This window comes from Legionella impletisoli, assembly GCF_900639875.1.
GTDB lineage: Bacteria > Pseudomonadota > Gammaproteobacteria > Legionellales > Legionellaceae > Legionella_A > Legionella_A impletisoli.
In genome coordinates this window covers 1-13,636 of the sequence record NZ_CAAAIA010000016.1, presented here as the reverse complement: position 1 = coordinate 13,636, position 13,636 = coordinate 1, and the positions used below count along the sequence as shown (strand labels likewise).

Sequence of the window (13,636 nt, the reverse complement as noted above, 5' to 3'; positions counted from 1 at the left end):
CCATTAGGTGATGATCAAACTGGCTCCATTAAGTGATGATCAGATGGCTCTATTAGGTGATGATGGAATGGCTCTATATTGGTGATGATTGACAATAGGGTATGTATTTTTATTTTTCTATGGCCTTGAGCGCCGCATATTTATTGATGGTCAAAAATATAAACTTGATGATGTGGAGCGAAATCACATTATTGATGAAGTCAAACATCTCTTAACAGTTTATGGCAATAATCGCTCTTTCAAAGGCTATGCTAATAATTTCCTAGCAACAGAGTGGATTCTCTATCATAGAGATAAGCCACCCCCAAGTTATATCGATTTCAACGATCGGTATTGTTTACATGCTTTTCAGTTTTTACTTGCCCAATATGTTGCTGTAGGAAAACCAATTCCAGCAGATATTGCACTTCAGTGGTTAATTTTACATCCAGATTTCAGTATTAAGACCCCTGCTAGACGTTGCCCAAAAGAATTTCTAACTTTATTTTGTTGTAAATATCGAGAAAAATTTGGGGATGGATTAACAATAACCCCCAACAAAACACGACTAATTCTAGAGTATCGGGCAGCTAGCCCTTCTATACGTATGCTCAGATTTGAAAACATAAACCTTCCGAACCCTTTTATTCTAACTACCCCAGCAAAAAGCATATATGAATTGATTGAAGAATGTACAAATGAACTAGAACAGTATAGTAGATACTTAAGTCGTAAAAGCACCAATCCCCTCTCGGTTAATGCTTTAGCGTTGTTACCCAAAATTCTTATAAGCCAAATTTCCCCTTTGAAGCAAATTCAAAATAAACTTACTGATATTAGCAGCGGAAAAATAGAGTTCATTTCTATAAATACAATTTATGAAATTTTTGGAGAAACAAAGCCTGCTAAGATGAGCATAAAAGATACTGAGAGCCTTGCCATAGTTCTTGAAGGTTTCGGATTCGGCATAATACCTGATTCTCGTTTTTACAATGTTAGTTTTAATGAAAATAGCAAAATCATTATTTTTACAGGTGGGCACGGACAAGACTTCACACCTTCGAGGGAATTTCACATAATTGGCACAATCATAAGACTTGGTTCTATTGTAGCCCAAGTTGGTGAAGGAATTTCTTCAAAAGAAGAAAATACCCTGCAAAAAATTATTCGAGAAAACAATCAATTAAGTAGTATTGAGAGAGTATCTCTTATGATATTTCTATATTGGTGCCTTAGAACTCCTCAAACTACCGCTGGCCTTCAGAAAAAATTAGAAGTTGCCAATACATATGAGAAACAAGCAATAAGTAGTATTTTAATTTCTGTTGCACTTGCTGATGGCCGTATAGAATCTGAAGAAATCAAACAACTTGAAAAATTATACGCCACCTTAGGATTAGATAAAAAGCTTGTATCTAATGACATACATCAACTAACTTCTGCAAATGAGCCAGTTACAGTAGGATTTCGTGAAAAAGAAATAAATTATCAAATACCCTCAGCTCAAATTGATAAAACGCCCCATGGATCTTTTTCTTTAAATGAAAATTTAGTCAAAATACGCGAGGAAGAAACAAGACAGGTTAAAGGAATTTTAGAAGAAATCTTCACTGAACGAGAAGATGTGTCTTTTTATCAAGCTCCACCCCCAGCAGATCTCAGTAAAAACAACCCATTACTATTATTAGATCAAAATCATCAGTCACTGTTTAATCAATTAATAGTTAAAGAAAACTGGAATAAAAACGAAGTTCATGATGTTTGTAAAAAACTGGGATTAATGACCGATGGAGCCATGGAAATTCTTAATGAATGGGCTTTTAACCTCACCAATGCCCCGCTACTTGAAGATGGTGAAGTTATCTATGTTGATATTAATCTTGCTGAGGAGATATTAAATGTACAACGAACATAGGCCTTCGCTCCGACCAAGAGAACGTGATGCCATAATTCAATCCCTACGAGCAGGAGTAACACCTCACACAGGATTACAACATATTCAAGTTGGAAGAGCAAAAGAAGTTGCTGCTTTAATACAAGATATTGAACGAATTACTCAAGGTGGCTCGACTTTTCGTCTTATTATTGGAGAGTTTGGATCGGGCAAAACTTTTTTCATGCAATTAATCCGCACAATAGCGCTTGAAAAAGGATTAGTTACAATTCACGCTGATCTATCACCTGATCGAAGATTACACTCTACTGGTGGGCATGCAAGAAATCTATTTGCGGAATTAATGAGAAATATATCTACAAGAACAAAACCAGAAGGTAATGCTCTTGGGAGTGTGGTGGAAAAATTTATTACAGAGGCTCGCAAACAATCTGATCAAACTAGTCAGAGTGTAGAACAAATAATAAAAGATCGTTTGGCTCATCTGACTGAAATGGTTGGTGGCTATGATTTTGCTAATGTTATTGCAGCCTACTGGCGTGGATATAGCGAAGATAATGAACAATTGAAATTAGATGCTATTCGCTGGCTACGAGGAGAGTTTACTACAAAAACAGATGCCCGCCTGGCTTTAGGAGTTAGGTCAATTGTAGATGATGCTAACTTTTATGATTATTTGAAACTTATGAGTCTGTTTGTAAGACAAGCTGGCTATACAGGACTTCTAGTTAATATAGATGAAATGGTTAATCTCTATAAGTTAGCCAGTCAAAAAGCTCGTTTTTCTAATTACGAACAAATCTTGCGTATATTAAATGATTGTCTGCAAGGAAGTGCTGTAAATATTGGTTTTTTATTAGGGGGAACACCTGACTTCCTTTATGATCCACGAAAGGGGCTATATAGTTACGAAGCACTACGCTCCAGACTAGCTACAAATTCTTTTGCTAATCAAGCTGGTGTAGTTGATTACTCAGCAACTTCATTAAACCTAACAAATCTTGCTCCGGAAGAATTGTATATATTATTGCGTAACTTACGTCATGTTTATGCTGGAGAAAACCCTAAAAAATATCTTGTTCCAGATGAAGCGTTATCGGCTTTTTTAGCTCATTGTTCTAAAAATATCGGCGATGCTTATTTCAAAACACCACGTAATACAATTAAAGCATTTATAGAATTATTATCTGTATTAGAACAAAACCCTGAAATCAAATGGGAACAATTAATTACTCAAGTAACCATCACAAAAGAAAATAATTCAGATATGCCACACATTGAAATTCAAGATGAAGATGATGGATTAGCTACATTTAATCTATAAGGATTGTTATGAGTAATTCTCAAGGGTTTGCTCTATTAGATCAAAAGATCCAGCAATGGATCTGGAAACAAAATTGGACATCCCTTCGAGATATTCAGGAGCAAGCTATCCCTTTTATACTAAAAAGGAATTGCGATGTTATCATTAGTGCCACGACCGCCTCTGGTAAAACAGAAGCCGCATTTCTCCCGGCCTGCTCTCGATTGGTTGAAAACTTATCACAAGGCATTGGAATTTTGTATATAAGTCCTTTAAAGGCCTTAATTAACGATCAACAGCGTCGATTAGAATCACTTGGAGAAATACTTGGGATTTCTATAACCTCATGGCATGGTGATGCCCTTGAATCAAAAAAAAATAATTTGCGGAAGAAACCGGAAGGAATTCTCTTAATTACTCCGGAATCACTAGAGTCTCTTTTACTGCATCATTCTGGTTGGTGTGCAAAAGCATTTGCTAATTTAAATAATATTATTATTGATGAGTTTCATTCTTTCATTGGCACAGAGAGGGGAATGCAGCTTCTCTCATTAATGCACAGACTAGAATTTTTAACCCAGCGTCTAGTACCAAGAATTGCACTCAGTGCCACACTAGGGGATATGCAACAAATTGCCAAATATTTACGTCCCCAACAAAATTTTCCTTGTAAAATCATTGAATCATCGACATCCAGATCTGATTTAAAAATTCAATTGAGAGGGTACTTATACCCAGCTAATTTTAAAGAAAATAACCCATCTACATTTAATTTGCTTATAGAGGATCTTTATAAAACTCTTCGAGGCAAATCTAACTTGGTTTTTGCTAATAGTCGTGGACTCACAGAAGAAATTACGGCTAACTTAACTGACCGTTGTAATAAAAATGGTGTACCTAACGAATTTTTTCCACATCATGGTAATCTCTCTAAAGAAATTAGAGAAAGTTTGGAAAAAAGGCTTCAAGATGATCAATTTCCAACTACTGCAATTTGTACGATGACACTTGAGCTAGGAATTGATATTGGGAATGTAGACTCTATTGCGCAGGTTACTGCCCCAAACTCCGTTGCAAGTTTACGTCAACGTCTTGGGCGATCGGGTCGAAGAGGAGAACCTGCAATACTTAGGGTATTTCTATTAGAAAAAGAAATATCAGCCAAAACTCATCTAGTTGATAAATTAAGGTTAGAAACAATTCAAACAATTGCCATGATTAATTTATTACTTAAAAAATGGTATGAGCCACCTGAGAAGCAACAATACCATTTATCTACTTTGATTCAGCAAACATTGTCTGTTATTGGACAATATGGTGGTGTTCGTGCAAATCAACTTTGGGCATTACTCTGTAAAAATGGCCCATTTCATCTGGTTGACTCCAACACCTATGGAAAATTTTTAAAAGATCTAGGAAAGGAACATCTTATTTCTCAGACTCAAGATGGCGAAATTATTTTGGGCTTCAAAGGAGAGCAGCTTATTGAACACTATTCTTTTTATACTGCATTTAACACAACTCAAGAGTATCGATTAGAATGTGAAGGACGAACTTTAGGAACGGTACCATTAGGTGATATGTTGATTGAAGGTCAACTCATCATTTTTGCAGGTAAACGCTGGAAAATACTTGATATAAATTCTGAAAAGAAATTAATTACATTGAGACCATCCAGCGGTGGAGAGCCACCTATTTTTCATGGAGGTGGACAAATGGTTCATGATATTGTTAGAAAAGAAATGTATCGAATCTATGCGACCAAAGAACAGCCTGTTTACATGAATTCAAATGGGATAAGACTATTTGAAGAAGGCATAGATTTTTTTCATGCTATGAAATTAGATAACCTGGAAGTTATACAGGATGGAATAACAACCTTTCTTTTTCCATGGAAAGGTGATCGTACAATTAATACCATTTCAGTATTACTTCAGAATCAAAATCTAACCGTGGGCTGTTCTGGTGGTGTTATAGAAATAGCTAAATGTTCGCTGGGCGATTTGAAAGGCACTATTAGTAAAATATTAAATAGCACAAAGCCGTCGACTACAGAATTGGCCAACTCTGTTGCTAATACCAGTATTGAAAAACATGATCATTATTTATCAAAAGAATTACGTGCAGTTAATTATGGGGCTAAGTCATTTAATATTGATGAAGCCTGGAGTTGGCTAGAATCAGTTTTCTCTAAAATTCCAAATAATTAACTCATTCATTTGGATAGACTAAGATAAATCATAAGCTATTGAATTCAATTTTTTCTTGAGGAATCACAATATGCAGGATTTTGAAGTTCATCTAATGGGGGAATAAGCTCCCCCACACTCACATTTAATGCAAATGCGATTTGGATTAAGTTTTGAATGGAAATATTCTGCTCACCTCGCTCAACCCGCCCCATATAAGTACGTCCCATAGATGAAGCATCGGCAATACTCTCTTGAGAGAAGCCTTTGGCTTTCCTAAGTTCTCTGATTTTATCGCCTATTTTTACAAGGTTTTGATGCTTTTCTTTCATCTATAAAGTTAAAGCGATCACACCCTATAAGTTCCACACCCAATAAGTGGCATTAATTTGGATTTTTTTATATAATCCAACTCCACCAAATATATGAGCAGTATGGAAATAATAATTACAACATGGAGGAGGAAAATTAAAATAACATTAAGTGGAGCTGTATCATGGATTCATCAAACGAAATTATTCTATCTAAACCTGAAATATATATTTTGCTCAGCATAATGAGCAGCCAATCAGAATCTGGCAGAGGTGTATTAAAGAGCATTATTAAAGACAACTTGAGATCTACAGGTGATAGTGACTTTCTAAATTTTATAGACTTTACAGTCAATCTAAATATAGATCGTTTGGTAGTAAAACAGTTAATTGAGCGATCAAATGATTTTATTGATCCCGCTTATGCAATTACATCTGCAGGAGCAAACTGGTTATTTACAAATGAACACCGCCTTAAAGAGCTACTTTCCTTAGAAGTAAAAACCTGTGACTCTCATTTAAATTTAATTGAATCTTGATTCTGGAACGAGCATTCATTTCTTTCGTCTCCGATTACTTTCCCTAATTGCTTGTCGACCAGCCTCAGATTTAGGCCCAGTTGACAAGCCACCATGCAATTTACAGCGTCCATTTATAGCATTGTCACTGAAGTTGTCCCAAACAGGCGGAGCCTGACATAAAGTGTTTTTTCTAGTTTTAGCATTACATGTCCCCCTTTCAGATCTTCGAAGCTTCGGAGAATTAGCAAATAATGAAAGACAGACATTAAAGTTCTTATCAAAATAGACTGCAACCATATTTTACGCCCCCTATTTTCTCTATAATCCAGACCCCATGATGCGCGCGTGTATAGTGTCACCCTTCATTTATTTGATCATAAAAAACCTATTAATTACAACCGTTATCAGGCGACATTGGTGAGGCTTCACAGATGAAAAAGAAATAATTTATAATCTTTTATTGCGAAAGAATGAGCTTGTAACATCTATTTCATAAGTTTTTGAGCAAGTATTTCATGAAATCCTGTTGGACCTTCTTCATGCACAAAACCTGTAGCACTTGGTCTAAATAAAGTTTGCAGAATTAGTTGACGCTCATCATCTTTAGGACCACTTCCCTCTCGAAGGAGAGCCAAATAAGTTTGAATCATCGTTACACGCTCTGAGCTATCCGTCCATAAATGTAAATTAGAAATAAATATTTTTGCTGAAAGGCGTGTTAACCAAACTCCGAAAGAGGATATCGCAAGCATAACGCCAAGTTTCCAAAGTGGGACTTGGGCAATTGTTTCCTGTAGCAATTCATAAGCAGCCCAAACAAACCCGCCACCAGTTAGGCATGCAAGAATTAGAGTTCCAATCCCAACCGATATCATTATTTTTTTATGACTTCCCTTTTTACCTGTCCAATAGTTCACTGAGGATTGTAGTGCTAATTTGTTATCATAAGTATGTGCAATATCATTGAGCTTTTCTTCATACTCTTGAATTTTTGCATTGAAATCTGCATCTTGTTTTTCCAGATGTTCATTGGTTCTCATCACCAACTCTTCATACTGAGATTTCAAAAGCCCTATTTCCTGACGAATTTCTTCATTATTATTCTTGGCATCTCCATATTGAGACGAAAACTTTTCTTCCCAGTCTTTTTTAGTTAACTCAAGACTTTTCTTAATCGCTGCAACGGTTTTCGTGTTACCTTGCAGGTATTGAATAGCCCAAAAGCATCCTTCTAACGAAGTACTAGAGTGGAAATTAATCTTAGCCTTCATAAGAAAGGCTAAACAATAACCTGCCACTTGTACGTCATGAGTATCTTTCATTTGGTTTACAAATTGCCCATCAGGGCTATCATGTAAAATATAGTTTTGTCTTACGGCGTTTCTTATTTGATTATCTAACTGGCTTTTGAGATTTGAAATTTGCCCTTCATTGTCCTTTTGTTGATTATAATTTCTAATAAATTCATTAATAGCGCTAAAAACATTATTAAATATGCCCGATATCGGATTTAAGTTATTATCCTTTTGTACGGCCATATTGAGCCATGACCAAGCCTGATTTTCAGTTTGGTTAAATTTTTGAAGATCATCTAGGCTATAAAAATCTATAACTCTATCCGCGAATTTTAATGATAAAAATACAGCCCTCTTTTCTTTTTTGTCCATTTATAACAGCACCGAATAATTACCATGAGTTACTACATTTAAGGCTTTGGATAATGACATGCCCTCCTTGATAAATCCAGACCCCATAACGGGCGTGTGTATGGTGTCACCCTTGATTTATTTGATGGTATCAACCATCCACTACAGCAGTTTTTATGGGGCACTGGTGGGGCACTCAGAGATAAAAAGCAGTGATAATCTACAATAGACAAGAATAACTGTTTTAAGTTAACCTCTTGATTAAATTATTGTTATTTGTTGGTATTGATGGTCATTTGTTAATCACATATAACTCATAATCCGTTGGTCCTAGGTTCAAGTCCTAGTGGGCCCACCAATAAAACTCAATATATTCAATGGCTTAATCGCCAAATTTTAACCCCCTCCCACTTATAAAAAAGTCCTTGCGTGACTTTTGCGTGATTTAAGGCACGTAATTTCATACTAATAAATTATTACCTGCTTGTTTTATAATGGGTTTTACTTAAGAACCAACGGACTATTGGTCCTTTACTTCTAGTTGATATATTTAAGTTCTCCATTCAGGCTAAGTACTTTTATATAGTTTCATATTCCTTCTTAATTTTTGATTGCACGCAGAATAGTATCCAAAACGATATCTAAATTTTTACTAACATCTTCAGCAAGAAATCTTAAAACCAGATAGCCGTTTTCTTGCAATAACCAATCTTTTCGTCGATCTCGACGATAAGCATCCTTTGAGGACAGATGTTGCTGCCCATCAATTTCTATAGCAATACGATCCTCCATACTTAAAAGATCAACCTCCATACAACCTAGCGCATCAAAAGATATTGCTAGTTCCTGGTTTAATTTAAATCGGCATTTTGTTTCTGGTAATGTTTCTAAACGATAAAAAAGAAAGCCTCAATTAAACTTCTAGCTCTTTGGAACTGTTCATTTTCAATTATTGAAATATCAGAAAATAACTGAGCTAAGAATGTATCCATTCCGTCAGAAACCAGTCGACATAGAGTCCTACCGTACTGCTCTTTCCATAAAGGTTCAGTTGGCAATGAGATTTCAGCAGGCCAACCGGGATAGGCACTGGCAGGACGCAGTATTTTATACCCTACCGACTCATATGCTTTGCAACGACGTTGAAACATTTTTTCAAGCATGGCAACTGATAAATCTGCATAGTCATAAACTTGAACTTCCCTTTTAGACTCATGTAGACGATTCAAACGACCTACATATTGCGCAATGGTGCCCTTCCATGAAACTGGCAAGGTCAAAAATAAAGTATCCAGACGCGCATCATCAAAGCCCTCCCCTACAAATTTTCCTGTAGCTAAAATTAGCCTTTCTTCATTTTCTGGGATTAGCGTTAATTGGCTAATTGCACTTTTTATTGCTTTAGAGCCCATTCCACCGCGTAAAATTATGATGTTTTTAATTTGGGGAGATAGTTTTTCATTTAATAGATCAAGGTGCTCATTTCGCTCTGTTAATACAAGCGGAACTCTTCCTTTTTTAACCGCATCGACAATATCTGAACATATAAGATCATTCCTATTCTCATCCTGAATCATTTGATCATATAAGTGCTGGAATTGAATGCGTCGATCATCACTGCTTTCATTGAATGGTATAAATGATGTTGGTCTTACAAAAACATAATGCTCAAATGGTCTACTAATAGCCTGCTCTTTTGCGCTAACAACATAACGTACTGGACCACATCTCATTGTTATGATTGGATGATGTCCATCTTTTCTAACTAACGTAGCGGATAATCCTGTAATATATTTAGCTTTTACTTGTCTCACAATTTCATCGAAACTAATTGAAGGAATATGATGACACTCATCCACAATAACGTGGCCATATTGTCCAAGAAAAGTTGTGACATCTTTGTGCTTCACAAGGCTTTGAATTAAAGCAACATCAACAATACCATGAACTTTTTTTCTACCTCCCCCATAGCCACCTATTTTCTTTGCTGGAATTCCCAAAAACTGTTCAATGCGTTGCCGCCATTGATCTTGAAGTTGCTTAGTGTGAACTATGATCAATGTATTTACTGCGCGTTTTGCTATTAACCAAGCTGCAACTACTGTTTTTCCAAATGCTGTTGTTGCTGATAAAACACCAATCTCCGTTTGAATCAAGGTATCAACTGCCATCTGTTGCTCTGGCTTTAGTTCCCCGTTAAATTGTACTTCAATTGGTTGTCCTTCATTTAGTTCAATTTGCTTTGTATGTTTAATCTTTAGATCTTTAAGTAAATCGATAATCTCATCCTGACATCCTCTTGGTAATCCAATGTGATGTGAATAGTCACGCGCACAGCCAATAATTCTTGGTTTATCATAAACAGGTAGGCGCATTGCCTGAGCCTTGTAGAACTCAGGATTTTGAAAAGCTGCAATTCTAATAAGGCGATTCAACAATGATTTTGGCAAAGGTTCTTTTGCAATAAAAATTTCATTACTAACAACCAAATGAATCTCCTCCGCAAATTCAATCGCTGGATATTGGATATTCGGGCGCCACGGTGTACGATTTTCTTCTTCATCAATGTTAATTTTAACGCCTATAATGCGCCCCTTGGATTCTGCCTGACTAACCACGCTTTCAATTTCACTTGAAGTTATTTTTTTTATACCCGCGAGATAAGCCCATTGATCATCATAAGGTTGTAAATGCTCATCAATAAATACACTGTTCTTTTGATATCGTGCTGTTTTTTGTAGAGGGAGTGCAATCAAATTGCCAAATCCTCCTTTGGGCAGCGTATCTTGATTTGGGAAAAAACGGTCATAGGAATCAAGTCCCAACTCTGGATTAGATTCCATAGTTTCAGTGAGTATATGCGCTCCTAACTTTCTGGCTAACGCGGCACTTACCGCTTCCTCAAAGAAAAGCCACACATGACCACCATTTCCTGAACGTGACCGTTCCAATACTGCCGGCAAACTCAGACTATGGCAAGTTTTTAAAAAAGCAACCGCATCTTTTGCCCAATTGCTTTTATCAAAATCAACCACAAGAAAGTAACATGTTTCATCCAATAACATGGGATACATGCCCATGACAAACTCATTTCCTGCATTATCAAATCCCTGCAAATGCCATACAATAACATCCTCACTAACTGGAACGAACTGTTTATGCTTACAGTTCATGCACTTTATTTTAGGTTTCTGACAAACATTTCTAACCCATTCATTACGACATACGGGTGTATATCCAGACTTTTGAGTTTTTCTATTTTGAAAACGTCTTGGAAACACATCTGAACGACCGCGAAAAAGGGACAGAAACAATGCTACTTTATCAGGAATTGGCGAGAGGTGATGAACCATTTTTTACAGTCCAATGTCACTATTCAGCTTTCTCTCAAAAACCGATATAGTCTCAATGACCTCGTCGAAAGTAGGGACCTCCCCAAAAATCATACCACTCATGGCCTCATAGTCTCTCTTTAATTCTTTTATCATCCAAGTTGATGGAACAATTGAAAAGGTACCAACATAAGCAGTTTTCAAATCAAGTGCAGCACTATTAAAAAATATTTGTGCATGTTCAGAACAATCAATTGCTAGTTCTTGTCTTCCAAATGCTTTTTCTCCGGTGTCCGAATGGAGCAACTTAAAAACATCATAATAGTGTCTTGAATATCTATGACCATTTTGTCTTAGCACGCCTTTAATATCGAACCATCGCCTTATTCCATGTAAGATAATGATTTTATCCCAGAACGTTCTTTCAGCTTCAATTGTAACGACATTATCCACGGTAAATAATGGGTCTTGCATATCATCTGCAACATAAGGCTTTATAGTCATCGCACTGTTAGGGTCCAGTGCAGACTTTGCACCACACTCAATTTTAACGATAGGAAATACATAGGAAGGCTCATTATGTAATGATGGATATTTCAATAATAGTGTCTGATGGCTCGCATCACTTTCATCGATTACCACACTTGGCACTTCTGAAAAATTACTTAGTGTCTCAAAAACCCCATCCAATACCGATTGCAGATGTGGTTTCAGTTCATTACAAATATAGTGTTGGGAAGCACTTTTAATTTTATCAAAATATTTTCTCTGTTGCTTTCCTGATAACTGCACCAATTCATCGAGAGGCATTGTCAACTTTAAATCCTCCCTGAACACTGTAATATCAATATCTTCTGAAAAACGGGATATCAGTGAATATGCCTTTGATAAAGAAGTACCACCTTTGAAAAGAAGCCTTGGACTACTTTCTGTTCGATAATTAAATAAAATATCAAGCACAAAGCAAACCCAAAAATCCTTCTCGATATTTTGGAAAGGGACACCCAACCGGTTTGCAGTTGAAAAAAATAATCCACGCCGATCTTCTACTGAAGCTTCCAGAACGGTTATAAATGATTGATTCATACGAACACCTAATTAGTACTTTCTAAAACCATAAACAAGTCTTTCAAATATGATTGCATCCATGCTGGCAAAGTTGGTATACCTTGTTTCAGATCATCGACAATAGCATCTTTCTCTTTATGATTTTTCAAATACAATACCAACTTTTTTTGTATATTGTTTTTTTGTCCTGAGCTATCCTGATCAATAATATCTCTTAACCAATGTAATGCCTGAACAATTCGCATTCCAGGGCGACCAGCCCAGTATAATTTACTAGGCGCTGTATGTTTGAATTTAATCACCAGGCTTTCTATTTTAATTGGCTTCAGGCGACTATCTGTTAAAACATTCACCTGTCCAGGAACGGCATTTGTTAGCCCTAAGTCATTAGCAGAAGTTAAACCATCAATCAGCATCCGCGCCTGATCACGGCGTGATATTGCGGAAATAATTTCTCTATAATCAGGAGCAGAAGTTTGTCCTGTTAGTGGGTTTTCTCTTGGTATATCGTATAAGCCCCTATCAATTCGTCTTATAAGCTTTGATTTAACCAACCGTTGCAATACTTTATCAACTGAGTCTCGATTGCCTAGATCAAGAAAATCAAAAGCCGTCCAAACTCTTGTGTGTTTAGAGCAATTTATCCTATTTAGCATTCCATCTTTTAAGTTCATAATATAATACCCAACCAACGTCCGATAAATGTATACATATTTCGGACAAAAGTCAAATAACTTGAATGCCTTGAATTACTATTCTAGCTTGCCAATATGGGAGCTAATGATTCATGGATATTTAAAAGTCGATGAAAATTTAAAACCGCGGCCTAACACAAAAATCTCTTGCGTGAGATTTGCGTGTTTGAGTACGACACTGTTGTACATTATACGACATTTGTAGTGGTATCCCGTGACAAATTATTAATTTAAAATCAACGGGTTATTTTATAGGATAAGGTCTCATAATCCGTTGGTCCTAGGTTCAAGTCCTAGTGGGCCCACCAATAAAATCAAGTAGTTACGAGAATGTGCCCCCCCCCAACGTTCTGAGGGACACTGATGGGGCACTCAGAAATAACAAATGACAACTATCCATCTATTAGTACAACCAACCACATGGAAAATACCTGAAGTAACAACCTGTAGTGATGTAAAAATGGATGTAAAGAGGGAACTAAATAATGAAAAAGAATTTAGCAGTATTAGGTATCACTCTGACCCTTGCGACTATCCCTAGTTCACCAATCTACGCCAAGAAAATTTACCCTGCTGAAATCCATAGATATCTACACAAAAAGAATAATTAGTATTTAATATGGGATTTTAGTAAAAGTGGATAATAATAAATGGATTTAGAGTTACGCCATAAAAAGCGTTATGAACAATTAGTAAGG

11 protein-coding genes are annotated in these 13,636 nt (G+C 36.3%); 4 read left to right on the top strand and 7 right to left on the bottom strand.

The genetic code is table 11. The features are described 5' to 3' along the window. The first annotated feature begins 88 nt into the window (after nt 1–88). From E1O41_RS11650 to E1O41_RS11640, 3 genes are read left to right on the top strand one after another with little or no spacing between them, the layout of a single operon-like run. On the top strand, nt 89–1,894 hold the full coding sequence (locus tag E1O41_RS11650) for a tellurite resistance TerB family protein (RefSeq protein WP_131777511.1): 1,806 nt from the start codon (nt 89–91) through the stop codon (nt 1,892–1,894). Beyond that, nucleotides 1,878–3,197 carry an ATP-binding protein gene (locus E1O41_RS11645; RefSeq protein WP_131777510.1) on the top strand — a complete coding sequence of 440 codons (1,320 nt, stop codon included), beginning with the start codon at nt 1,878–1,880 and terminating at the stop codon, nt 3,195–3,197. Before E1O41_RS11650 ends, E1O41_RS11645 begins: the two co-directional genes overlap by 17 nt. Nucleotides 3,198–3,205: 8 nt before the next feature. Then, nucleotides 3,206–5,386, top strand: coding sequence for a DEAD/DEAH box helicase (locus tag E1O41_RS11640; RefSeq protein ID WP_131777509.1), 2,181 nt, complete (start codon nt 3,206–3,208; stop codon nt 5,384–5,386). Nucleotides 5,387–5,430: 44 nt separating this feature from the next. Here E1O41_RS11640 and E1O41_RS11635 read toward each other — a convergent pair whose 3' ends face one another. Further along, nucleotides 5,431–5,697 carry a helix-turn-helix domain-containing protein gene (locus E1O41_RS11635; RefSeq protein ID WP_131777508.1) on the bottom strand — a complete coding sequence of 89 codons (267 nt, stop codon included), beginning with the start codon at nt 5,695–5,697 and terminating at the stop codon, nt 5,431–5,433. Between the two features lie 164 nt (nt 5,698–5,861). On the opposite strand from E1O41_RS11635, the gene E1O41_RS11630 reads away from it, so the two are divergent. After that, on the top strand, nt 5,862–6,215 hold the full coding sequence (locus tag E1O41_RS11630) for a hypothetical protein (protein ID WP_131777507.1): 354 nt from the start codon (nt 5,862–5,864) through the stop codon (nt 6,213–6,215). A gap of 15 nt (nt 6,216–6,230) precedes the next feature. Here the strand turns inward: E1O41_RS11630 and E1O41_RS12030 are convergent, their stop codons facing one another. The 6 genes from E1O41_RS12030 to E1O41_RS11605 form a co-directional block, all read right to left on the bottom strand. Further along, a complete protein-coding gene (locus E1O41_RS12030) occupies nt 6,231–6,494 on the bottom strand; it encodes an HGGxSTG domain-containing protein (RefSeq protein WP_131777506.1) in 264 nt (87 codons plus the stop codon). 188 nt (nt 6,495–6,682) lie between these two features. Beyond that, nucleotides 6,683–7,864, bottom strand: a complete 1,182-nt coding sequence (locus tag E1O41_RS11620) for a DUF6161 domain-containing protein (RefSeq protein ID WP_131777505.1) — start codon at nt 7,862–7,864, stop codon at nt 6,683–6,685. 579 nt (nt 7,865–8,443) lie between these two features. Further along, nucleotides 8,444–8,656 carry an endonuclease domain-containing protein gene (locus E1O41_RS11930; RefSeq protein WP_229669398.1) on the bottom strand — a complete coding sequence of 71 codons (213 nt, stop codon included), beginning with the start codon at nt 8,654–8,656 and terminating at the stop codon, nt 8,444–8,446. A 74-nt stretch (nt 8,657–8,730) separates the two neighbouring features. Then, nucleotides 8,731–11,196, bottom strand: coding sequence for a TOTE conflict system archaeo-eukaryotic primase domain-containing protein (locus tag E1O41_RS11615; protein WP_229669399.1), 2,466 nt, complete (start codon nt 11,194–11,196; stop codon nt 8,731–8,733). A 3-nt stretch (nt 11,197–11,199) separates the two neighbouring features. After that, nucleotides 11,200–12,261, bottom strand: coding sequence for a nucleotidyl transferase AbiEii/AbiGii toxin family protein (locus tag E1O41_RS11610; protein ID WP_131777504.1), 1,062 nt, complete (start codon nt 12,259–12,261; stop codon nt 11,200–11,202). Between the two features lie 8 nt (nt 12,262–12,269). Continuing rightward, nucleotides 12,270–12,917 (bottom strand): DUF6088 family protein, encoded by a 648-nt coding sequence (locus E1O41_RS11605; protein ID WP_131777503.1) that lies wholly within the window; start codon nt 12,915–12,917, stop codon nt 12,270–12,272. Between the last annotated feature and the right edge of the window lie 719 nt (nt 12,918–13,636).